General features: G+C 70.7%; 23 protein-coding genes. 2 read left to right on the forward strand and 21 right to left on the reverse strand.

Annotated elements, in window-relative coordinates; all coding sequences use genetic code 11:
* Positions 1-4 precede the first annotated feature (4 nt).
* From ACIO3O_RS15125 to pyrR, 3 genes are all read right to left on the reverse strand, one after another.
* Positions 5-1,291 (reverse strand): dihydroorotase, encoded by a 1,287-nt coding sequence (locus ACIO3O_RS15125; protein ID WP_401745436.1) that lies wholly within the window; start codon positions 1,289-1,291, stop codon positions 5-7.
* 30 nt (positions 1,292-1,321) lie between these two features.
* Positions 1,322-2,281 carry an aspartate carbamoyltransferase catalytic subunit gene (locus ACIO3O_RS15130; RefSeq protein ID WP_189827348.1) on the reverse strand — a complete coding sequence of 320 codons (960 nt, stop codon included), beginning with the start codon at positions 2,279-2,281 and terminating at the stop codon, positions 1,322-1,324.
* Between the two features lie 99 nt (positions 2,282-2,380).
* Complete coding sequence (pyrR, locus tag ACIO3O_RS15135; protein WP_401745438.1) at positions 2,381-2,983, reverse strand: bifunctional pyr operon transcriptional regulator/uracil phosphoribosyltransferase PyrR; 603 nt, start codon at positions 2,981-2,983, stop codon at positions 2,381-2,383.
* A 239-nt stretch (positions 2,984-3,222) separates the two neighbouring features.
* Here pyrR and bldD point away from each other — a divergent pair, with 239 nt between their 5' ends.
* Positions 3,223-3,723, forward strand: a complete 501-nt coding sequence (bldD, locus tag ACIO3O_RS15140; protein ID WP_185030598.1) for a transcriptional regulator BldD — start codon at positions 3,223-3,225, stop codon at positions 3,721-3,723.
* A gap of 322 nt (positions 3,724-4,045) precedes the next feature.
* On the opposite strand, the gene nusB is transcribed toward bldD, so the two are convergent.
* The 18 genes from nusB to ACIO3O_RS15230 all read right to left on the reverse strand — a co-directional run bounded on the left by nusB (position 4,046) and on the right by ACIO3O_RS15230 (position 21,454).
* Entirely contained in the window at positions 4,046-4,480 is a 435-nt protein-coding gene (gene nusB / locus ACIO3O_RS15145) for a transcription antitermination factor NusB (protein ID WP_189827350.1), read from the reverse strand.
* 2 nt (positions 4,481-4,482) lie between these two features.
* Entirely contained in the window at positions 4,483-5,049 is a 567-nt protein-coding gene (efp, locus tag ACIO3O_RS15150; RefSeq protein ID WP_401745440.1) for an elongation factor P, read from the reverse strand.
* Positions 5,050-5,098: 49 nt separating this feature from the next.
* Positions 5,099-6,214, reverse strand: a complete 1,116-nt coding sequence (locus tag ACIO3O_RS15155) for a M24 family metallopeptidase (protein ID WP_401745442.1) — start codon at positions 6,212-6,214, stop codon at positions 5,099-5,101.
* 69 nt (positions 6,215-6,283) lie between these two features.
* A complete protein-coding gene (locus ACIO3O_RS15160; RefSeq protein ID WP_401745444.1) occupies positions 6,284-7,240 on the reverse strand; it encodes an AAA family ATPase in 957 nt (318 codons plus the stop codon).
* Positions 7,241-7,415: 175 nt separating this feature from the next.
* Positions 7,416-7,889 (reverse strand): type II 3-dehydroquinate dehydratase, encoded by a 474-nt coding sequence (gene aroQ / locus ACIO3O_RS15165; protein WP_401745445.1) that lies wholly within the window; start codon positions 7,887-7,889, stop codon positions 7,416-7,418.
* Complete coding sequence (gene aroB / locus ACIO3O_RS15170; RefSeq protein WP_401745447.1) at positions 7,886-8,986, reverse strand: 3-dehydroquinate synthase; 1,101 nt, start codon at positions 8,984-8,986, stop codon at positions 7,886-7,888. Before aroB ends, aroQ begins: the two co-directional genes overlap by 4 nt.
* Positions 8,983-9,465 (reverse strand): shikimate kinase, encoded by a 483-nt coding sequence (locus ACIO3O_RS15175; RefSeq protein WP_401745891.1) that lies wholly within the window; start codon positions 9,463-9,465, stop codon positions 8,983-8,985. The genes aroB and ACIO3O_RS15175 overlap by 4 nt, the downstream gene beginning before the upstream one ends.
* Positions 9,466-9,518: 53 nt before the next feature.
* Positions 9,519-10,703, reverse strand: coding sequence for a chorismate synthase (gene aroC, locus ACIO3O_RS15180; protein WP_401745449.1), 1,185 nt, complete (start codon positions 10,701-10,703; stop codon positions 9,519-9,521).
* 152 nt (positions 10,704-10,855) lie between these two features.
* The gene (locus tag ACIO3O_RS15185) at positions 10,856-11,698 is read right to left on the reverse strand and encodes a shikimate dehydrogenase (RefSeq protein ID WP_401745451.1); all 843 of its coding nucleotides are present in this window, start codon (positions 11,696-11,698) and stop codon (positions 10,856-10,858) included.
* On the reverse strand, positions 11,676-13,424 hold the full coding sequence (gene mltG, locus ACIO3O_RS15190) for an endolytic transglycosylase MltG (RefSeq protein WP_401745453.1): 1,749 nt from the start codon (positions 13,422-13,424) through the stop codon (positions 11,676-11,678). Before mltG ends, ACIO3O_RS15185 begins: the two co-directional genes overlap by 23 nt.
* A gap of 177 nt (positions 13,425-13,601) precedes the next feature.
* Positions 13,602-14,066, reverse strand: coding sequence for a Holliday junction resolvase RuvX (gene ruvX / locus ACIO3O_RS15195; protein ID WP_189827358.1), 465 nt, complete (start codon positions 14,064-14,066; stop codon positions 13,602-13,604).
* On the reverse strand, positions 14,066-16,735 hold the full coding sequence (gene alaS / locus ACIO3O_RS15200) for an alanine--tRNA ligase (protein WP_401745455.1): 2,670 nt from the start codon (positions 16,733-16,735) through the stop codon (positions 14,066-14,068). The genes ruvX and alaS overlap by 1 nt, the downstream gene beginning before the upstream one ends.
* Positions 16,735-17,070 carry a DUF6167 family protein gene (locus ACIO3O_RS15205; RefSeq protein ID WP_401745457.1) on the reverse strand — a complete coding sequence of 112 codons (336 nt, stop codon included), beginning with the start codon at positions 17,068-17,070 and terminating at the stop codon, positions 16,735-16,737. The genes alaS and ACIO3O_RS15205 overlap by 1 nt, the downstream gene beginning before the upstream one ends.
* Before the next feature lie 7 nt (positions 17,071-17,077).
* A complete protein-coding gene (locus ACIO3O_RS15210; protein ID WP_401745458.1) occupies positions 17,078-17,521 on the reverse strand; it encodes a DUF948 domain-containing protein in 444 nt (147 codons plus the stop codon).
* Between the two features lie 201 nt (positions 17,522-17,722).
* Entirely contained in the window at positions 17,723-18,337 is a 615-nt protein-coding gene (gene rpsD, locus ACIO3O_RS15215; protein WP_345224933.1) for a 30S ribosomal protein S4, read from the reverse strand.
* A 339-nt stretch (positions 18,338-18,676) separates the two neighbouring features.
* A complete protein-coding gene (locus ACIO3O_RS15220) occupies positions 18,677-19,360 on the reverse strand; it encodes an HNH endonuclease family protein (protein ID WP_401745460.1) in 684 nt (227 codons plus the stop codon).
* Between the two features lie 43 nt (positions 19,361-19,403).
* Positions 19,404-20,756: a replication-associated recombination protein A gene (locus ACIO3O_RS15225; RefSeq protein ID WP_401745461.1), complete on the reverse strand. Its 1,353-nt coding sequence runs from the start codon at positions 20,754-20,756 to the stop codon at positions 19,404-19,406.
* A 50-nt stretch (positions 20,757-20,806) separates the two neighbouring features.
* Entirely contained in the window at positions 20,807-21,454 is a 648-nt protein-coding gene (locus ACIO3O_RS15230) for a vitamin K epoxide reductase family protein (protein ID WP_401745463.1), read from the reverse strand.
* Positions 21,455-21,658: 204 nt separating this feature from the next.
* Here ACIO3O_RS15230 and ACIO3O_RS15235 point away from each other — a divergent pair, with 204 nt between their 5' ends.
* Positions 21,659-22,516 (forward strand): DUF3592 domain-containing protein, encoded by an 858-nt coding sequence (locus ACIO3O_RS15235; RefSeq protein ID WP_401745465.1) that lies wholly within the window; start codon positions 21,659-21,661, stop codon positions 22,514-22,516.
* The last annotated feature ends 51 nt before the right edge of the window (positions 22,517-22,567 follow it).

A 22,567-nucleotide genomic window follows, 5' to 3' on the forward strand; every position in this document is an offset into this window, starting at 1 on the left:
GTTGTCACGCGAGTTTCCCGTCCACGACCGTTGCCCGGCCCCGCAGGAAGGTGTGGGTGACGCGTCCCGGCAGCTCACGACCCTCGTAGGGGGTGTTGCGGCTGCGGGAGGCGAAGCCCGCGGGGTCCACCTGTCCACGGTAAGCGGCGTCCACGAGGGTGAGGTTCGCGGGCTCCCCGGCGGCGATCGGACGGCCGTGGCCCTCCAGGCGGCCGATGGCGGCGGGCTTGGCGGACATGCGCTCGGCGACACCGGCCCAGTCCAGGAGGCCCGTCTCGACCATCGTCTGCTGGACGACGGACAGCGCGGTCTCCAGGCCCACCATGCCCATGGCGGCGGCGGCCCACTCGCAGTCCTTGTCCTCGTGCGGGTGCGGGGCGTGGTCGGTGGCGACGATGTCGATCGTGCCGTCGGCCAGGGCCTCGCGGAGCGCCAGGACGTCCTTCTCGGTGCGCAGCGGCGGGTTCACCTTGTAGACCGGGTTGTACGAGCGGACCAGCTCGTCGGTGAGCAGCAGGTGGTGCGGCGTGACCTCGGCGGTGACGTCGATGCCGCGCGACTTGGCCCACCGTACGATCTCCACCGATCCGGCGGTCGACAGGTGGCAGATGTGCACGCGGGAGCCGACGTGCTCGGCCAGCAGCACGTCCCGGGCGATGATCGACTCCTCGGCGACGGCCGGCCAGCCGCCGAGACCGAGCTCGGCCGAGACGACGCCCTCGTTCATCTGGGCGCCCTCGGTGAGGCGGGGCTCCTGGGCGTGCTGGGCGACGACGCCGCCGAAGGCCTTCACGTACTCCAGGGCGCGGCGCATGATGACCGCGTCGTCGACGCACTTGCCGTCGTCGGAGAAGACCTTCACCCCGGCGGCCGAGTCGTGCATCGCGCCCAGCTCGGCGAGCTTCTTGCCCTCCAGGCCGACGGTGACGGCGCCGATGGGCTGCACGTCGCAGTAGCCGGACTCCTTGCCGAGCCGGTAGACCTGCTCGACGACACCGGCGGTGTCGGCGACCGGGAAGGTGTTAGCCATGGCGAACACGGCGGTGTAACCACCGGAGGCGGCGGCCCGCGTACCCGTCAGAACGGTCTCGGAGTCCTCGCGGCCCGGCTCGCGCAGGTGGGTGTGCAGGTCGACCAGGCCCGGCAGGAGGACCTTGCCGTCGGCCTCGACGACCTCGGCGCCCTCTGCGGAAAGACCGGTGCCGACCTCGACGATGGTCTCGCCGTCGATCAGGACGTCCTGGACCTCGCCGCCCAGCACCTTCGCACCACGGATCAGGGTCTTGCTCATGATTTCTTGCTCTCCTCGGTACGAAGGGTCTTACTGGGCGGCGGCGGACTCGTTGCCGCCGAGAAGCAGATAGAGGACGGCCATCCGCACGGAGACGCCGTTGGCGACCTGCTCGACGACCGTGCAGCGGTCGGAGTCGGCGACCTCGGCGGTGATCTCCATGCCGCGGACCATCGGGCCGGGGTGCATGACGATGGCGTGCTCGGGCATCTTCGCCATCCGCTCGCCGTCCAGGCCGTACCGGCGCGAGTACTCGCGCTCGGTGGGGAAGAAGGCGGCGTTCATGCGCTCGCGCTGGACGCGGAGCATCATCACCGCGTCGGACTTGGCGAGGACGCTGTCGATGTCGTACGACACCTCGGCAGGCCAGTTCTCGACGCCGATCGGCAGCAGGGTGGGCGGCGCGACGAGGGTGACCTCGGCGCCGAGGGTGTGCAGCAGGTCGACGTTGGAGCGGGCGACCCGGCTGTGCAGGACGTCGCCGACGAGCGTGATCCGCTTGCCTTCGAGGTCCTGGCCGAGCCCGGCGTCGCGGCCGACGAGGCGGCGGCGCATGGTGAAGGCGTCCAGCAGGGCCTGCGTGGGGTGCTGGTGGGTGCCGTCACCGGCGTTGATGACGGTCGCGTCGATCCAGTCGGAGGTGGCGAGGCGGTACGGGGCCCCGCTCGCGCCGTGCCGGATGACGACCGCGTCGACGCCCATGGCCTCCAGCGTCTGCGCGGTGTCCTTGAGCGACTCGCCCTTGGAGACGGACGACCCCTTGGCGGTGAAGTTGATGACGTCCGCCGACAGGCGCTTCTCGGCCGCCTCGAAGGAGATCCGGGTCCGGGTCGAGTCCTCGAAGAAGAGGTTGACGACGGTCCGCCCGCGCAGCGTGGGCAGCTTCTTGATCGGCCGGTCGGCGACCCGGGCCATCTCCTCGGCGGTGTCGAGGATCAGGACGGCGTCGTCGCGGGTGAGGTCGGCGGCCGAGATGAGGTGACGCATCATCTTGGGTTCTCTCCAGGTGTACGGAGGAGGTGGGAAGGCATGACGGCAGGCAGCAGCGTCCGTACGACCCGGATCGCGGGCCGTACGAGGCGGCTGGGGCTACTTGCTGTCGGCCGGGGCGGTCTGCTTGACACCGAGCAGCACGGTGTCGCGACCGTCCTCCTCGGCGAGCTGGACCTTGACCGTCTCCCGCAGGGACGTGGGGAGGTTCTTGCCGACGTAGTCGGCGCGGATCGGCAGTTCGCGGTGGCCCCGGTCGACGAGGACCGCGAGCTGGACCGCGCGCGGGCGGCCGAGGTCGCCCAGGGCGTCGAGAGCGGCGCGGATGGTGCGGCCGGAGAAGAGGACGTCGTCGACGAGGACCACCAGGCGGCCGTCGAGGCCGTCGCCGGGGATTTCCGTACGAGCGAGGGCGCGCGCGGGGCGCATCCGCAGGTCGTCGCGGTACATCGTGATGTCGAGGGAGCCGACCGGCATCGGGCGGCCGGTGATCTCTTCGAGCTTGGCCGCGAGCCGGCGGGCGAGGAAAACGCCGCGGGTCGGAATGCCGAGGAGAACCACGTCGTCGGCGCCCTTGGCGCGTTCGACGATTTCATGGGCGATACGGGTCAGTACCCGGGCGATGTCGGGGCCTTCGAGAACGGGCCGGGCCGCATCGCCTTCGCCGGAAATTCCGGAATTGGCTGTGTTACTGGCGTCCATAAAAACGGACCTCCTTCTCCGCCTCACGGGACGGTTCTTAAAGGACGTCGAGATGTGCGTGTTCCACGGTACCAGGGGCCCCGTAATGCCTCTCCCCCAGGGTGGGGAACCCCTCGGACCCCTTGTCCCACGGGGCTCCCACCCGTTCGGCTTGACGCAGCCAAGTAACGCTGCGTAACCTCACAGTGAGTTACCAGCCACGCGGCGGAGCCGCAATGTTCCAGCGTCCGGGGAGCTTTATGTCCAGCGAATACGCCAAGCAGCTCGGGGCCAAGCTCCGCGCGATCCGCACCCAGCAGGGCCTTTCCCTCCACGGTGTCGAGGAGAAGTCCCAGGGCCGTTGGAAGGCGGTCGTGGTGGGTTCGTACGAGCGCGGCGACCGTGCCGTGACCGTGCAGCGCCTCGCCGAGCTGGCGGACTTCTACGGGGTCCCCGTCCAGGAGCTCCTGCCCGGCACCACGCCCGGCGGAGCGGCCGAGCCGCCGCCGAAGCTCCGTCTCGACCTGGAGCGTCTCGCGCACGTTCCGGCGGAGAAGGCCGGCCCGCTCCAGCGGTACGCGGCCACCATCCAGTCGCAGCGCGGCGACTACAACGGCAAGGTGCTGTCGATCCGTCAGGACGACCTGCGCACCCTGGCCGTGATCTACGACCAGTCGCCCTCGGTCCTGACCGAACAGCTCATCAGCTGGGGCGTCCTGGACGCGGACGCGCGTCGCGCGGTCGGCCACGAAGAGGTCTGACCCTCGGCCCCGTCACCCCGGGTGCCACAAGAGAAGAAACGTACCGCCGGGGGCGGTGGGAACCATGTGGTTCCCACCGCCCCCGGCGGTTTTCGCTGAGGGGGACGGCTGCCCGGAGGGCATGCCGTCAGGGGCGCGGGGAACTGCGCGACCAGCCACGACGCACCCGCACAAGACCGAGACCCACGACACGCCCGCACGGGACCGCACGAGCCCGACGGAAGGCCCCGCACAGGGCCCCCGACGCGCCGAAGGGCCTGCGGTACGGGATCACCCGTACCGCAGGCCCTTCGTCAGCGGCGCACACCCCGCGTCGAGAGCGTCAGCTCTCCTCGCGGCGCAGCTTCGGCTTCAAATCCTTGAAGCGGCCGAGGAGGCCGTTCACGAACGACGGGGACTCGTCGGTGGAAAACTCCTTGGCGAGCTGAACCGCCTCGTCGATCACCACGGCGTCCGGGGTCCCGTCCACCCACACCAGCTCGTACGTACCGAGCCGGACGATGTTGCGGTCCACGACCGGCATGCGGTCGAGGTCCCAGCCCTCGGCATAGGTCTCGATGAGCTCGTCGATGCGGGGCGCGTACTGGGCGTACCCCTCGACCAGCTCCATCGTGTATTCGGTCACCGGCGGCTGTCGCTCGTCGCTCCGCGAGTGCCGGACCCAGTCCGCGAGGACATTCTGCACGGACGTGCCGCGCTGATCGGCCTCGAAGAGGATCTGGAACGCGCGCTTGCGGGCGTTGTTGCGAGCGGCCACGGTTAGCTGTTCACCCGGCCGAGGTAGTCGCCCGTGCGGGTGTCGACCTTGATCTTCTCGCCGGTCGTGATGAACAGCGGGACGCCGATCTCGTAATCGGTCTCCAGGATGGCGGGCTTGGTGCCACCGGTGGAGCGGTCGCCCTGCACACCCGGGTCGGTGTGCTTGATCGTCAGCTCGACGGCGGCCGGGAGCTCGACGTAGAGCACCTCGCCCTCGTGCTGCGCGACCGAGGCGGTGAAGCCCTCGATCAGGAAGTTGGCGGTGTTGCCGACGGACTTGCGGTCGACCATGAGCTGGTCGTACGTGTCCATGTCCATGAAGACGAAGTAGTCGCCGTCCATGTACGAGAACTGCATGTCGCGACGGTCGATGGTGGCCGTGTCGACCTTCGTGCCGGCGTTGAACGTCTTGTCGACGACCTTGCCGGACATGACGCTCTTCAGCTTGGTGCGCACGAAGGCAGGGCCCTTGCCGGGCTTGACGTGCTGGAACTCGACGACGGACCAGAGCTGGCCTCCGTCGAGCTTGAGCACCATGCCGTTCTTGAGGTCGTTCGTGGAAGCCACGGTTGCGGAATCTCCTGGACTGGTGGAACGACCGACGGAACGCCCTCGGCTAGAGCGCGAGGAGCTCCTTGGTCGTAATGGTGAGTAGCTCGGGTCCGCCGTCCGCCTCGGGGCGTACGACGAGAGTGTCGTCAATCCGGACTCCGCCCCGACCTGGGAGGTGAACCCCCGGTTCGACGGTGACCGGCACACAAGCGTCCAGTTTACCCATGGCCGACGGTGCCAACTGCGGGTCCTCCACGATTTCGAGCCCCACGCCGTGTCCGGTGGCCGCCGGAAGGGCTTCGCCGTACCCTGCCGCCTCCAGTGACTGCCGTGCCGCGCGGTCCACTTCGCGGTACTCGACGCCGGGCGCGAGGGACTCCCGGCCCGCCCGCTGGGCGGCGAAGACCAGGTCGTACAGCTCGATCTGCCAGTCCGCAGGGGCGGTCCCGATCACGAAGGTCCGCCCGATCTCGCACCGATATCCCCGGAAGTTCGCGCCGAGGCACACCGACAGGAAATCGCCCTCCTCGACCCGACGGTCCGTCGGCCGGTGTCCGCTTCGACCCGAATGCGGCCCGGTGCCGACCGAGGTGGCGAAGGCGGGGGCGTCCGCCCCGTGGTCGACGAGCCGCCGCTCCAGCTCCAGCGCGAGATGCCGTTCCGTCCTGCCCACCAGGATCGACTCCAGCAGCTCCCCCAGCGCCTGGTCGGTGATCTCCGCGGCCGTCCGCAGGCACGCGATCTCCTCCTGGTCCTTCACGATGCGCTGCTGCTCGACGGCGGAGCCCAGCTCCGCGAGCCGCATGCGCGGCGCGACCGACCCGAGGGCCCGGTACCGGGCCACCGTCAGGTGGTGCTCCTCCACGGCCAGCGACCCGGCCCCCGCCGCCGCGGCGAAGCCCGCCGCCGCCACGGCCGCGTCCGCCCCGGGAACGGGCAGCACGCTGACCCTGAGCGCCTCGTCGGGCCGCCCCTCCACGGGCGTCCCCTCGGGCGTGCGGGGACACAGCAGTACGTCGCTCTCGGGTCCCCCGGGCCCTATGAGCAGCACGGCCCCGGGCGGGGCGCTCCCCGCGAGGTAGCGGACGTTGGCGGGCCGGGAGACGAGCGCCGCCTCACTGCCCGCGGCGGCCGCACGGTCGCGCAGCCGCCCACGACGAATTCCATGGGCATCGGACATGCCCTCAACGTAGGTACGCCCGCCACCGCCCGCCGCCCGAGCGCGTCCGACCGGGGGCGGGAGCCCCGGCTACCAGGTCGGCGGGCTCGCCATGGCCCGGGCGAGGGTCTCGTCCAGCAGCCGCGCGGTGGTCGGCACGTCGAACTGCGAGTTGTCGATGATGGGCAGCCCCGACCCGTACCAACCGGCCATCCGCCCGTGGATCCGGGCGACTTCCTCGTCGCTGAGCCGTCGGTTGCCGCTGCGCTTGGCGTTGCGCTCCAGGACGACCTCAAGCCCCGGCAGCAGCACCACCGGGAGCAGCCCGGGGCCCACGTGCCGCTTCCACCCGCCGAGTCCCACCACGGGCCAGTCGGGGAAGACCGCGTCGTCGACGATGCAGGAGATGTTGTTGGCCAGGAAGTTGCGCGCCGCGAATCCGCACGTGCGCCGTGCCAGCCGGTACTGGGCCTCGGAGTGGTCGTTCCACCCGCCCTGCGGGTCGGCGAACCCGGAGCACACCCACTCGCGCACGTCGTCCAGGCTGATGTGCGCCGTCGGCACCCGGCGGCTCTGCGCCCAGTACTTGGCCACGGTGGTCTTGCCCGCCCCCGCGGGGCCTATCAGCAGCACGGCGAGCGTGGTGGTGCCCGTGCCGGCGTGCCCGGGCGCTCCCGGCGCCTGCGGCAGCGGTACGGGGCCGCCCGGCGGCAGCTGGATGTGCCCGGTGGTGTCCCGCGCCCCGGACGGCACCGGGGCGTGCTGCGGACCGGGACCTGCCCCGGGACCGGGCCCGGAGTAGGGCTGCGGCTGCGGGGCGACCGGCCCCTGCCCGTTCCCGTTGAATCCCGGCGCGGGCGCAGGAGCGTGCGGAGGCGCGGGCGCCTGCGGCGGCGTGTGCGGCGGAAGCGGCGGCCCCTGCGGCGCCGGCGGACCGACGGGCGGGTGCGGGGCGGCCCCCGCGGGCCCAGAGGCTCCCGGGGCTCCCGCCCAGCTCTGGCCAGAATCGTGCGGCGGTGGCAGCGGCGCCCCCACTACGTGCTGCATCCGGTGCCACTCCGTCTCGTACAGGCGACTGTTGCCGGGCCGATCGATACATCGGAACCGTGGTGATGCTGACCCGAAAGGACCGGGTCGAACCCTCGAACGGTACCGCCCCCGTCGTTCACCAGGTGAACGACGGGGGCGAACGATACGTGCCCTGCCCTGTCAGACGGCGGTCTCAGCCGTCGAGTTCCTCCGCGAGCGCCCGCAGTGCGAGCCGGTACGACCCGATCCCGAAGCCCGCGATCGTGCCGCTCGCGACGGCCGCGACCACCGAGGTGTGGCGGAATTCCTCACGGGTGTACGGGTTCGAGATGTGCACCTCGATCAGCGGGGCGGTGCGCTGGGCCGCCGCGTCCCGCATCCCGTACGAGTAGTGGGTGAAGGCCCCCGGGTTGAGCACGACCGGAATGGAGCCGTCCGCCGCCTCGTGCAGCCAGCGGATCAGCTCGCCCTCGTCGTTGGTCTCGCGGACCTCGACGGCGAAGCCGAGTTCCTTGCCGAGCCGCCGGCACTCCTCGACCAGCCCCGCGTACGAGGTCGCCCCGTACACGTCCGGCTCGCGGGAGCCGAGCCGCCCCAGGTTCGGCCCGTTGAGCACGAAGACCCGGGGCGTGTGCCCGGTCCCCTGCACCTGGCGGCCGCCGCTCACGACGCGATCTCCGCGTGTGCCGCCAGCAGCATCGCCGGGTCCGGGCCCTCCAGCACGACGGGCTTGCCCAGCCCGTCCAGGACGATGAAGCGCAGGAGGTCACCGCGCGACTTCTTGTCGACCTTCATGTTCTCGACCAGCTTGGGCCACTGGTCGCCCCGGTAGGTGAGCGGCAGCCCGACCGACTCCAGGATGGAGCGGTGCCGGTCGGCGGTCGCGTCGTCCAGCCGTCCGGCGATCCGCCCGAGTTCGGCGGCGAAGACCATGCCGACCGAGACGGCCGCGCCGTGCCGCCAGTTGTAGCGTTCGTTCTTCTCGATCGCGTGGCCGAGCGTGTGGCCGTAGTTGAGGATCTCGCGGCGTCCGGCCTCCTTGAGGTCCCCGGACACCACCTCCGCCTTGACCCGGATGGAACGCTCGATCAACTCGGCGGTGTGCGGCCCGGCGGGCGTGCGCGCCGCCTGCGGGTCCTCCTCGATCAGGTCCAGGATCACCGGGTCGACGATGAAACCGGCCTTGATGATCTCCGCGAGCCCCGACACGTAGTCGTTGACCGGCAGCGAGTCCAGCGCCGCGAGGTCGCAGAGCACCCCGGCGGGCGGGTGGAAGGCCCCCACCAGATTCTTGCCCTCGGCGGTGTTGATGCCGGTCTTGCCGCCGACGGCCGCGTCCACCATGCCGAGCACGGTCGTCGGTACGGCGATCCAGCGCACCCCGCGCAGCCAGGTCGCCGCGACGAAGCCCGCGACGTCCGTGGTGGCCCCGCCGCCGACGCCGACGATCACGTCGGTGCGGGTGAAGTTGGTCTGCCCGAGCGCCTTCCAGCAGTACGCCGCGACCTCGACGGTCTTGGACTCCTCGGCGTTGGGCAGCTGGATCGCGACGACCTCGTAGCCCTGGTCAGCGAGGTCCGCCCGCAGCGCCTCACCGGTCTCGGCGAGGGCTTCGGGGTGCAGTACGGCGACCCGCTTGGCCTTCTTCCCGATCAGAGCGGGAAGCTCGCCCAGCAACTGCCGCCCCACCAGGACGTCGTACGCCTCGGTGCCGTCCGTGCCGCCGACGGTGATCCGCGTCGGCGCTCCTGCCTGCTCCGTCATGCGTCCTTCAACTCCAGTGCGTCCAGGACCGCCTGGGCGACCTCTTCGGGGGTGCGCCCGTCGGTGGCGACGACCACCCGGGCGACTTCGGTGTACAGGGTGCGGCGGGCCTCCATCAGCTCGCGCCACTGCTTGCGCGGGTTGACGGCGAGCAGCGGGCGGGCCTGGTTCAGCCCGGTGCGCTTCACGGCCTCCTCGACGTCCATCGACAAGTAGACGACCGGGTGTGCCGAGAGCAGCTCCCGCGTCGACGCGTCGAGGATCGCCCCGCCGCCGAGGGCGAGCACGCCCGTGTGCTCGGCGACGGCCGCCGAGACGGCCTCCCGCTCCAGCTCGCGGAAGTGCTCCTCACCGTCGTCGACAAAGATGTCGGCGATCTCACGGCCCTGAGCTGCGACGATGTCCGCGTCGGTGTCCCGGTGCGGGACACCGAGCCGCTCGGCGAGCAGCGCGCCGACGGTGGTCTTGCCGACCCCCATCGGTCCGACCAGAACGACCTTCGGGCCGGTCACCGGATCTGCCTCGCGGCCGGTCACCGGATCTGGAGGTTGTCGAGGTACGACTGCACGTTGCGCCGCGTCTCGCCCACGCTGTCCCCGCCGAACTTCTCGGCGACCGCGTCCGCCAGCACCAGCGCCACCATGGCCTCGGCCACGATGCCCGCCGCCGGGACGGCACACACGTCGGAGCGCTGGTGGTGGGCGGCGGCGACCTCGCCGGTGGCGACGTCGATCGTGGCCAGCGCACGCGGCACCGTCGCGATCGGCTTCATCGCGGCCCGTACCCGCAGCAGCTCACCGGTGGACATGCCGCCCTCGGTGCCGCCCGCGCGCCCGGTGGTGCGCTTCACGCCCTCGGCGGTCGGGACGATCTCGTCGTGCGCCTTCGAGCCCGGCACCCGCGCCAAGTCGAAGCCGTCGCCGACCTCGACGCCCTTGATGGCCTGAATTCCCATGAGCGCACCGGCCAGACGGGAGTCAAGCCGCCGGTCCCAGTGCGTGAAGGAGCCGAGGCCGACCGGCACGTTGTACGCCAGCACCTCGACCACACCGCCGAGGGTGTCGCCGTCCTTGTGGGCCTGGTCGATCTCCGCGACCATCGCCTTCGACGCGTCGGCGTCCAGGCAGCGCACCGGGTCCTCGTCCAGCTTCGCCTCGTCGGCGGGGACGGGCAGCACACCGTACGGAGCCTTGGCGGCGGCCAGCTCCACGACGTGCGAGACGATCTCGATGCCGGTGGTCTGCTGGAGGTACGAACGGGCCACGGTGCCCAGGGCCACCCGCGCCGCGGTCTCGCGGGCGCTCGCGCGCTCCAGGACCGGACGGGCCTCGTCCAGGGCGTACTTCTGCATGCCCGCGAGGTCGGCGTGGCCGGGGCGGGGGCGGGTCAGCGGCGCGTTGCGCGCCATCGTGGCCAGCTCGTCGGGGTCGACCGGGTCGGCCGACATGACCTTCTCCCACTTGGGCCACTCGGTGTTGCCCACCATGATCGCGACGGGGCCGCCCATGGTGAGGCCGTGCCGTACGCCGCCGAGGAAGGTGACCTCGTCCTTCTCGAACTTCATCCGCGCGCCGCGGCCATAGCCGAGCCGTCGCCTGGCCAGCGCGTCCGCCACCATCTCCGTGGTGATCGGCACGCCGGCGGGAAGTCCCTCCAGCGTCGCGACGAGTGCGGGTCCGTGGGATTCTCCCGCGGTCAGCCAGCGCAACCTGCTCAACGGTGCTCCTCATGCTCGCGCCTGGAACTGCAATGACGCAGCCCGGATGCGCGGCCCGGACCCGCCACCCCCGATCCTCCCACGTCCGGCGGTACGCCCCTGCCCCCGGTCCAGCACTCGGACCCGGTGGTCATCTTTCGGACACCGGGGAGCTACCTCGCGGCGAGGGCCCGCTCGCCCGCGGCCCGCATCGCAGCGAGCGGTCCGACAGGCACACCCGTCATCTGCTCCACCTGCAACACCGCCTGGTGGACCAGGAGATCCAGCCCACCGACCACCGCTCCCCCGCGCGCCGTCCAGGCGCTCGCGAGGGGGGTCGGCCACGGCTCGTACAGCACGTCGAAAAGCGTTCCGACGGACTCCGGCACGTCCCTTGCCAGCGCGTCCGTCGTTCCGGCGGGTGTGGTCGCGATCACCAGCGGTGCGGTGAAGGCCTCGCGGGCGTCGTTCCAGTCGGCGGTGCGGACGTCGACTTCCAGCCGCTCGCCCCAGGTCCGCATCTCGGCCGCGCGTGCTGCACTGCGTACGTACGCGGTGACCGGGCCGGTGCATATCCGGCGCAGGGCGGCCAGCGCGGAGGAGGCGGTGGCTCCCGCACCGAGGATCGCGGCGGACTCGACCTTCTCGACCCCGCGCTCGCGCAGGGCGGCGACCATGCCGGGGATGTCGGTGTTGTCGCCGAGCCTGCGGCCGTCCTCGGTGAGGACGACGGTGTTGACCGCCGCCACTGAGGCCGCCGTCTCGCTGACCTCGTCGAGCAGCGGCATGATCGCCCGCTTGAGCGGCATGGTCAGCGAGAGGCCCGCCCACTCCGGCCCCAACTCCCGCACGAATGCGGGGAGTTGGGCCTCGTCCACCTCGAAGCGGTCGTACGACCAGCCGTCGAGGCCCAGTTCCGCGTAGGCGGCGCGGTGCAGGACCGGGGACAGGGAGTGGGCGATGGGCTTGCCGAGGACGGCGGCCCGCCGCTCCTCAGCGGCCCTTCTGACTGTCATTGAACTTGTCCTTCAGCTTGAGGAACTCGTCGTGCGTCTTGGCGAACTCGGTCTTGTTCAGGCCGTCGGTCGCCACGAAGTAGAGCCAGCCGTCGTGCGTCGGGGTCACCGCCGCGGTGAAGGCGTCGTTGCTGGGGTTGTTGATGGGGCCGGGCGGCAGACCGTCGTTCGTGTACGTGTTGTACGGGTCCTTGTCCTTGTTGATCGCGTTTTCGCCAATGTTGATGTTGCTCTGGCCCTTGGCGTAGTTGTACGTCGAGTCGAACTGGAGGCGTCCCACGGTCTGCGGGTTGTACGTGCGGCGGTTGTAGACGACCTCGGCGATCTTGCGGTAGTCGTCGTGCGTCTTGCCCTCGGCCTCGACGAGGCTCGCCACGATGAGCAGGTCGAAGGGCTTGAGCTTCATCTTCGCCGCCTCCTCCGTGATGTTCTGCGCCTCGTAGTGGGAGGTGGCCTGCGAGACCATCTTCTTGAGGATCGTCTCGGGCTTGGTCCCCTTGGGCGCGGAGTAGGTCGCGGGGTACAGGAAGCCTTCCAGCCGGTCCTTGATCTTCGGGTCCTTGGGCACCCAGGCAGGCAGGCCCAGCTCGCCGACCTTCTCCTTGGCGATCTTCTTCGTGGTGCCCTCGGCGAGACCGAGCCGCTTGTCGATGTCCTTGTAGACGGCGATGTTCCGCTGGCCCGGCCGCACCATGAGGTTGCTGCGGCTCTTGGGGTCCAGCATCAGCGTCACCGCGCTGTCCGCGGACATGCCCTGCCGCAGGGTGTACGCACCGGGCTGCAGGGTGCGGCCCTTGGGGTTCTTCTCGGCCGCGGACGTGAAGGCGTCGACGCTCTTGACGACGCCCGCCTTCTTCAGCGCGTTGCCGATCTCGTTGAGACCGGCGTCGTCCTTGATCTCGACCTCGACCTGGCCCGACCCCTCGCCCGCGAAGTCCTCCGCCGGGCCGAAACGGTCCTTCCAGAAGGAGTAGGCGACGTACCCGACCCCTCCGAGTCCCCCGAGGATGACCAGCGAAACCACCAGGCACGCAACACCGTTGCGGCCCTTCTTCTTGCCCTTGCCGCCGCCCTTGCCGCGGCGGGAGGCGGGCTCGTCGTCGTGGCCGTCGTCGTCACCGCCGCCCCGCCCCGCCCGGTTGTCGTCGGCGCCGGTGAAGAAGGGGTGCTCCTCCTGCACCGGGGCGTCCGCGTCCCAGTCGGTCTCCGGCTCGGGCGCGGCGCGCCGCTGGGCGGGGGGCTGCGGCGGGGGGTAGGCGTCGGGGGTGCCGTAGTGGTCGTGGTTCTCGGCGCCGTAGCCGGGCTGCTGGCCGCTGTAGGGGTCGGCCGCGTTCATCCCGTACGGAATCGCCTGGCCCTGGCCGGTGTCCCAGTCGCCCTGCTGCTGACCGTGCCCCTGCTGCTGCGGGTACTGGCCGCCCTGCTGGGCCTGCGCGTACTGGCCGCCGTCGTAGGAACCCTGCGGGTACTGGCCGCTGTCGTAGCCCTGGCCGTACTGCCCCGTGTGCTGCTGCGCCTGCGGGTACTGACCGCTGTCGTGCCCCTGGACGTACGGGCCGTCGTGCTGGGGGGCCTGCTGGTACGGGCCACCGTTGTCGTAGTACGGCTGCTGGGGCTGGCCCTGCTGCGGGTACTGCTGCTGGCCCGCGTAGGTCGGGTCGTAGGGGACCTGGCCCTGTGCGGCCTGCTGTCCGGCCCAACCCTGGTCTCCCTGGTCCCCGTACAACGGGTCCTGAGGGTGCCATTGTTCGGAGCCCTGACCCCGGCCATACTCAGTCATCGGTCCCCTAGAGCCGCGAGGCGGCGGGTGTGGCGCGCGTGGGGCACGGCATCCGTCCCGCCTCAAATCCTGTGCGGCAGCTGTTCGAACGCCGCCACGGCGCGGAACGTTACCGTATCGCGATCAGACAACCACTTCGACGCCTTCGCCGGGAAGCTCTCCCGACACCCGTTCGGACTCCAAGGCGTTCTGAAGAATGACGATCGCAGCGGCCTGGTCGATGACGGACCGCCCCTTCTTGGACTTCACGCCCGAAGCGCGCAGCCCCTGAGTGGCCGTCACCGTGGTCATCCTCTCGTCGACCAGTCGTACGCCGATCGGGGCAATGCCCTTGGCGAGCTCCTGGGCGAACTTCCTGACCTTGGCCGCGGCCGGGCCCTCGCCCCCGTTGAGGGAGCGAGGGAGTCCGACGACGACTTCGAGGGGTTCGTACTCCTCGACCAGCTGGCGCAGCCGCCGGTGGGCGGCCGGGACGTCACGTCCCGGCACGGTCTCCACCGGCGTGGCGAGGACCCCGTCGGGGTCGCACGAGGCGACCCCGATCCGGGCGTCCCCGACGTCGATCGCGAGACGGCGTCCGCGTCGCATCAGGCCGTTTCCCCAACCAGGCGCTCGACGGCGTCGATGGCGTCGCCGATGGCCTCGACGCTGGTACCGCCGCCCTGGGCGACGTCCGGCTTGCCGCCGCCGCCTCCGCCGAGGGTCTTGGCGGCGGTGCGCACCAAGTCGCCTGCCTTCAGGCCGCGCTGACGGGCCGTCTCATTGGTGGCGATGACGGTCAGCGGGCGGCCGTTGGCCGTGGTGAACAGGGCCACGACGGCGGCCCGGTCGCCCTGGATGCGGCCGCGCACGTCGAGGACGAGCTTGCGCAGGTCGTCGGCGGAGGTGCCGTCGGGCACCTGGCCGGTGACCAGGGCGACGCCCTTGACGTCCTTGGCTCCGGCGACGAGTCCGGCGGCGGCCTGGAGGACCTTCTCCGCGCGGAACTTCTCGATCTCCTTCTCGGCGTCCTTCAGCTTGCCGAGCATGGAGGAGATCTTCTCCGGGAGTTCCTCGGGGCGGCCCTTGACCAGCTCCTGGAGCTGGGCGACGACCGTGTGCTCGCGGGCCAGGAACTTGTACGCGTCGACGCCGACCAGGGCCTCGATGCGGCGCACGCCGGAGCCGATGGACGACTCGCCGAGCAGCTTGACCAGACCCAGCTGGGCGGTGTTGTGGACGTGCGTGCCGCCGCACAGCTCCTTGGAGAAGTCGCCGATGGTGACGACGCGGACCCGCTCGCCGTACTTCTCGCCGAACTCGGCGATGGCGCCCTGCTTCTTGGCCTCGTCGATCGACATGACCTCGGCGTGGACGTCCATCTCGTGCGAGAGGACCTCGTTGATGCGCTGCTCGACGTCGATGAGGACGTTGCCGGGCACCGCGGCCGGGGAGCCGAAGTCGAAGCGGAAGCGGCCGGGCTGGTTCTCGGAACCGGCCTGGGCGGCCGTGGGGCCGAGAGCGTCGCGCAGCGCCTGGTGGGTGAGGTGCGTGGCGGAGTGGGCGCGGGCGATGGCGTTGCGACGGTGCACGTCGATGATCGCCTGGGCCTGGGCGCCGACGGTGACCTCGCCGACCTGGACGACGCCCTTGTGGACGTACACGCCGGGAACCGGCTTCTGGCAGTCGCGGACCTCGATGATGGCGCCGCTGTCCAGCTTGATGCGGCCGGTGTCGCCGATCTGGCCGCCGCCCTCGGCGTAGAAGGGGGTGCGGTCCAGGACGATCTCGACGTCGTCGCCCTCGGTGGCGACCGGCGACGGCACGCCGTCGACCAGGATGCCGACCACGCGGGACTCGCCGACCGTGGAGGTGTAGCCGATGAAGTCGGTCTCGCCGGAGGCGTCCGCGATCTCGCGGTAGCCGGACATGTCGGCGTGGCCGTGCTTCTTGGCCTGGGCGTCGGCCTTGGCGCGGTCCCGCTGCTCCTTCATCAGGCGGCGGAAGCCGTCCTCGTCCACCGAAAGGCCCTGCTCGGCGGCCATTTCGAGGGTGAGGTCGATCGGGAAGCCCCAGGTGTCGTGGAGCAGGAACGCCTTGTCGCCGGAGAGGACCTGGCCGCCGGCGGCCTTGGTCTCGGTGACGGCGGTGTCCAGGATGTTGGTGCCGCCCTTGAGGGCCTTAAGGAAGGCGGCCTCTTCGGCGAGGGCGACGCCCAGGATGCGCTGACGGTCGGTGATGAGCTCGGGGTACTGCTGGCCCATCGTGTCGATGACCGTGGTGACCAGGTCCTGGACGACGGCTCCGGTGGCGCCCATGAGGCGCATGTTGCGGATCGCGCGGCGCATGATGCGGCGCAGCACGTAGCCGCGGCCCTCGTTGCCGGGGGTGACGCCGTCGCCGATGAGCATGACGGAGGTGCGCATGTGGTCGGCGACCACGCGCATCGAGACGTCGCTGTTCTGGGCGGCGCCGTAGCGGACGCCGGTCAGCTCGGTGGCGGTGTCCATGACGACGCGCAGGGTGTCGGTCTCGTACATGTTCTGTACGCCCTGGAGGATCATGGCGAGACGCTCAAGACCCAGACCCGTGTCGATGTTCTTGGACGGCAGCTCGCCGAGGATCTCGAAGTCCTCCTTGCCGATGCCGGCGCCGCGCTCGTACTGCATGAAGACCAGGTTCCAGATCTCCACGTAGCGCTCGTCGTTGACGGCCGGGCCGCCCTCGACGCCGAACTCGGGGCCGCGGTCGTAGTTGATCTCCGAGCACGGGCCGCAGGGTCCGGGGACGCCCATCGACCAGTAGTTGTCCTTCTTGCCCAGGCGCTGGATGCGCTCGGCGGGGACGCCGATCTTCTCCCGCCAGATCTCCTCGGCCTCGTCGTCGTCGAGGTAGACGGTGATCCACAGGCGCTCGGGGTCGAGGCCGTAACCGCCGTCGTCGACGGACTTCGTCAGGATCTCCCAGGCGAAGCGGATGGCCCCTTCCTTGAAGTAGTCCCCGAAGGAGAAGTTGCCGCACATCTGGAAGAACGTGCCGTGCCGAGTGGTCTTGCCGACCTCTTCGATGTCCGGGGTACGGACGCACTTCTGGACGCTGGTGGCGCGCTGCCAGGGGGGCTTGACCTCACCCAGGAAGTACGGCTTGAAGGGCACCATGCCCGCCGGGACCAGGAGCAGAGTCGGGTCGTCCGCGATGAGCGACGCCGAAGGGACAACGGTGTGACCGCGCTCCTCGAAGAAGCTCAGCCAGCGGCGACGAATTTCTGCCGACTCCATCAGTGGTCCTCATTCCGGTTGTACGAAGTCCCGTTGGTGTACGGGGGCTTGGGGTTGTCGAGGGCAACGGCGTACCGCTGCGGGGGAAGTGCTCGTACGTCGTCGGGCGCCGCGTCGAGGCCGAGCGCGTCGCCCAGTTCGGCCTCGCGCTGGACCATGCCGGCCCGGACGTCGAGCGCGAAGTCCTTGAGCCGGTGGCCCGCTTCGACGGCCTTGTCGGCGGCCTGCGCGGCGAGGCTCTCGGGGCTCAGCGCCTTGATCTTGCGGTTGACCTTCTGGGTGGCCCACACGCCTGCTGCGGCGCCTGCGGTGAACCAGAATGTACGGCGGAACATCGCAGCCTCAGTTCTTGTTTCCGCGCGATCCCCGGGCCCGGCGGCGCGCTGCGGGCAGGGTCCGTCCGACGATCACGGTGCGTTCGGCAGCCGGGGGCTCCGGGGCCTTGCGGCGGCCGATCGCCCGGCGCACCCCGTACCCGAAGGCGGCGACCTTGACCAGGGGGCCGCCGAAGGTGGAGGCGACGGTGGTGGAGAGCGCCGAGGCGTTCGAGGTGACTTCCTGGACGTCGGAGGCGATCGCGTCGACCCGGTCCAGCTGCGTCTGCGCGGAGCGGACGGTCGCGGAGGCGTCGGCCAGCAGCGGAACCGCCTGGTCCGTCACGTCGGCCACCATGCGGGTCGTCGCCTTGAGCGTCTGCGCCAGCCTCACCAGCACCAGGGCCAGGAAGGAGACGAGGATCGCCCAGAAGACGGCCACCAGGATGCCGGCCACCTCTCCACCGGACACGATGCGCTCCCTTGTGATCGAGACGTTTGCGGGACGAAAAGTCGTTCCGCGAGCCTATCGCGCCGGGGCGAGCGCTCCGTACCGGATATCGCACGCCCCGCCGAGGCGGCCCCACAACGCGCAAACCCGCCGCTCCCCGCTCCGGTGAGGGAGCGGGAAGACGACGGGCAGTGCACGCACGTGCGTAAGTGCTACGCCGAATCAGCGGGCGTAGTACTCGACGACCAGCTGCTCGTCGCAGATGACCGGGATTTCCTTGCGGTTCGGGTCGCGGTCCAGGCGGAAGGCCAGGGCCTTCAGGTTCACCTGGAGGTAGCGCGGGGTCTCACCCTCGGTGTCGTAGCCACCCTCGCGGGCGACCTGGAAGGGGACCTTCTCGCGGCTGCGCTCGCGGACCATCACGACGTCGTCGGGACGGACGCGGAACGACGGCTTGTCGACCTTGCCACCGTTGACCTCGATGTGGCCGTGCACGACCATCTGGCGGGCCTGGTAGATGGTGCGGGCGATGCCCGAACGCAGGACCAGGGCGTCGAGGCGACGCTCGAGCTCGACGACCAGCGCCTCGCCCGTCTTGCCTTCGGCCTTCTTGGCGCGGTCGTAGGCGCGCGCCATCTGGCGCTCGCTGATGTCGTACTGGGCGCGCAGACGCTGCTTCTCGAGCAGACGGACCTTGTAGTCCGAGTTCTGCTTGCGGCCACGGCCGTGCTCGCCCGGCGGGTAGGGGCGCGACTCGAAGTACTTGACGGCCTTCGGCGTCAGCGCAATGCCGAGCGCGCGGCTCTTCTTGACCTTGGGGCGGGACTGGTTCGGCACGAACCAACCTCTCTATCTGTGTGGAAAACGGCTTCACCAGGGTTAAGGGAGGTCGCATCCGCAGCCGGGGAAACCCCTCCATGACTTCTGGACGGGCAGCCGCTCCCTGGTCTGGGCACTATGTGCAGCACGCGAGAGGCCCACCGATCCGTCGGGAATCCCCGGGATGATGGGCTGCCCGCGACACCTTCAACGGTGCGCGACGCTCCTGGAACACCCTCGAAAGGGGTTCCGGCTGCCTGTCCCGTTCTGGTGATGCCGGTACGAGACCGGACACGGGACGCAGCGCTTCGGTCGATTGTACGGGGTCGCGCGCGATGGTGCGGACCGGGCCGCCGGTCAGGCGCAGGCCCCGAGCATCTCGTACAGCGCGCCCTTCTCGGGCGGGGTCACCGTCAGCGCGTACTTGGCCTTGATGCCGGTCCAGCGGCGTGCGTACTCGCACCAGTATTCACGCCGGGGCTTCCACTTGTCGGGGGTCTTGCTGCTCTTGTCGTAGTTCGCCTGCTTGTCGACGGCGAGCAGCACATCCAGGTCGTTGGCGTACGTGAGCCGCTTCTCCGGGGTCCACGCCCAGGCCCCGGCCCGCCAGGCCGCGCCGAGCGGGACGACGTGGTCGGTCTGGATCCGGGAGGCGCGACGGTAGGCGTACGGGAGGTCCTGGCCGGTGTACGGGTCGTGGAGCACCCCGGCGAGCGGCACGCAGGCGTCCGGGTCGCCCTGCTCGGTCACGGTGAGGTCGCGGTGCAGGACGTCGTCCCGGGTGTCGCAGCCGTTGCGCCCGCCCGGGGCATCGGTCTCGTCGCTCCAGGTCTCGCCGAACTCCGCCCTCTTGTACGTCTCCCAGTTCTTGCCCCAGGCGACGGTGAGCCCGGCGAGCTCGCGGCGGGCGCGGTCGGCGTCGGGCGGGAAGCCGTGGCCGGTGAGGGGCACGGGCGAGGGGCGCTCGGGCGGGGTCTCGGCCTGGTGGCAGGCGGTGGCCGCCGCGAGGCAGACGAGGAGTACCGCCGTTCGTCGGGCCATGTTCCGGAGCGTAGTCGCGCGGGCACGCTCCCGCCCGTTGCGCTCACCCCTTCCCGCCCAGCCTCTCCCGCACCTTCTCCACCACGTCTGCGTACCGGGCCTCGGCGCCGTACCGGGTGGGCCGGTAGTACTCCTTGTCCTTGACCTCGTCGGGGGCGTACTGCTGGGCGGCGATTCCGCCCGGCACGTCGTGCGGGTAGACGTACCCCTGGGCGTGCCCCAGCTTGGCGGCGCCCTTGTAGTGCCCGTCGCGCAGGTGCGGCGGGACGGCACCGGCCAGTCCGTTGCGTACGTCGGCCTGGGCGGCCTGGATGGCGAGGGTCGCGGCGTTGGACTTGGGAGCCAGCGCGAGGGCGATGGTGGCGTGGCTCAGGGTCAGGGCGGCCTCGGGGAAGCCGATCAGGGCGACGGCCTGGGCGGCGGCGACGGCGGTCGGCAGGGCGGTGGGATCGGCCAGGCCGATGTCCTCGCTGGCGGAGATCATGAGCCGCCGGGCGATGAACCGGGGGTCCTCCCCCGCCTCGATCATCCGCGCCAGGTAGTGCAGGGCGGCGTCCACGTCGGAGCCCCGGATGGACTTGATGAGGGCGCTGGCGACGTCGTAGTGCTGGTCGCCGTCGCGGTCGTAGCGCACGGCGGCCCGGTTGACGGCCTCCTCGACCGTCTCCAGGGAGATCTCCTCGTCCCCCTTGGAGATCGCCGCTCCGGCGGCCGCCTCCAGAGCAGTCAGCGCACGGCGGGCGTCGCCCCCCGAGATCCGCAGGAGGTGCTCCTCGGCGTCCTGGGACAGGGTGACCGCCCCGCCGAGGCCGCGCTCCTCGGTGAGCGCCCGGTGCAGGAGTCCGCGCAGGTCCTCGTCGGTGAGGGATTCGAGGGTGAGCAGCAGGGAGCGGGACAGCAGCGGCGAGATGATCGAGAAGTACGGGTTCTCGGTGGTCGCCGCGATGAGCGTCACCCAGCGGTTCTCCACGGCGGGCAGCAGGGAGTCCTGCTGGGCCTTGCTGAAGCGGTGGATCTCGTCGAGGAAGAGCACGGTCTCCTTGCCGTACCCCCCGGAGGCCCGCCGGGCCCCCTCGATCACGGCCCGGACCTCCTTCACCCCCGCCGTGATCGCGGACAGCTCCACGAACCGCTTCTGGGTGGCCTGACTGACGACGTACGCGAGGGTCGTCTTGCCGATGCCCGGCGGCCCCCAGAGGATCACGGACGACGCCCCGGCCGGGCCGCCGCCGCCCTCGCCCACCAGGCGGCGCAGCGGGGAACCCGGCTTGAGCAGGTGCTTCTGCCCGAAGACCTCGTCGAGGGTGCGCGGGCGCATCCGGACGGCCAGGGGGCTGCTGGACGGGTCGCTCGCCTGGCGTTCTTCTGCGGCTGCGGTAAAGAGATCGGGCTCCACAACCTGAAGCCTAGGTCAGCCCACTGACAACGCCGGGTCCGGCCGCCGGATCAGCTGGTCCAGAAGCTCCACCAGTTGGTGAGGATCAGGATGCCGATGACCCCGATCCACAGCACCGGCACCACCCAGTGGAACTCCACCAGCCCGTTGCGCAGGGCGCGCGGGGCGGGCAGCACGCGGTGCTTGAGGTTGTGGACGGTGACGTAGCAGAACATGAAGATGGTGGCGACCCAGGCCAGGCAGCACCACAGGCACAGCGAGCGGATCGTGTACAGCGACTGGTACTGGAGGTAGGTGCAGAACGCGACGCCGAAGAGGGTGCCGGCGTTGAGCCCGAGCCAGTACCAGCGCTTGTAACGGGCCCCCGCGAGGAGCGCGACGCCGATCGCGATCACCATCGCGTAGGTGACCAGTCCGAGCATCGGGTTCGGGAACCCGAAGAAGGACGCCTGCTCGCTCTTCATGATGTTGCCGCAGGCGACGACGGGGTTGAGGCTGCACCCGGGGGTGAAGTTCGGGTCTTCGAGCAGCTTGAACTTGTCGATCGTGATCACCCAGGCGGCGAGGAGCCCGGCCGCCCCGGTGATGATCAGCATCCAGGCGAAGGCCTTGCCCGCCCCGATGAGGCCGGTGCCGTCCCGTTCGTCCGTGTCCGCAGACGCGCCCTCTGACACGTCGTCAACCGCTGTCGAAGTCATATCGCCGTTCCGTCGCTGCTGGGCCTTTGCTGGGCAGCCTCATTCTGCCGCACGGGGGGCGGCGGATGCCGTTGGGCGGGGATAAGGAGAGGCTCGGGCGGGGCCCGGGGCTGCGGGCCGTCGCCGTCGATTCGGACATGCGTCTGACGCGTAGTCATCCGTCGTCGTACGTTGGCCGCTCCCCGGCATGATCCAGGAGCTGCCTTGGCCACGACCACCCCTTCCGTCCTGACCGTTGCCGGAGCGCCCGGCGAGGGGTCCCGCGCCTCCTTCGACGGGACGGCGGTCGAGGTCACCACGGGCCGCCACGTGCTGCGGATTCCGTTGTCCGCGGTGCACTCGGTGGACGTCTCGCCGCAAACCCTCATGATCATGGTCACCGGCGACCGGGCCACCGAGCCCGACACCGGGGCACCCCAGCAGATCCGCTACCACTCGCCCGCCGAGGCGCGGGCCTTCGCCGAGGCCGTGACGTCCGCGCTCGCCCGCACGCAGCCGCGCCCGGGCGGCCTGGCCCGGGTGGAGAGCAGGCTGCGGCCGGACTTCCTGTTCCACGGCTGGACGGGGCGGGTGCTCGCGGTGTGGGCGCTGCTGGGCCTGGTGACGCTGCCGCTCCTGCTGGGCCCGACACCCGAGGACACGTCCGCCATGCTGGTGCTGAGCGCGGTGCTGTGGCCGCTCGCCCACCTGCTGGTCCGCTTCTGGTGGCAGCTGCTGGTCCGCGACCCGCTGATCCTGCTCCGGCGCGGCGTCAGCGTGCCCGGCACGGTGCTCCGGCACCGCCGCAACGCCGGGGACAACGCGCTGTACTACCCGGAGCTGCGCTTCACCACGGCCGAGGGCACGGTCCAGGAGACGCGCTCGTGCGTCGGCCGCCGGCTCGACGGCCCGCCCGGAGCGGTCCGGGTGCGCTACGACCCCCGCGATCCGCGCCGGGCGGGGCGGCCCATGACGTTCGCCCATCTGTTCTGGATCGCGGTGCTGGGTGGGATCGCGCTGAGCATCTCGGCGCCGGCGGGCAGTCCGATGTACGGGCCGTGGGCGGAGTTCCTCGGGGGCTGACCGCACCGCAGCCGTGGCGGCCGGTGCTGCACGGGCGGCGCGGAATACCCG

The sequence above is a fragment of the Streptomyces sp. NPDC087440 genome, assembly GCF_044744005.1.
GTDB lineage: Bacteria > Actinomycetota > Actinomycetes > Streptomycetales > Streptomycetaceae > Streptomyces.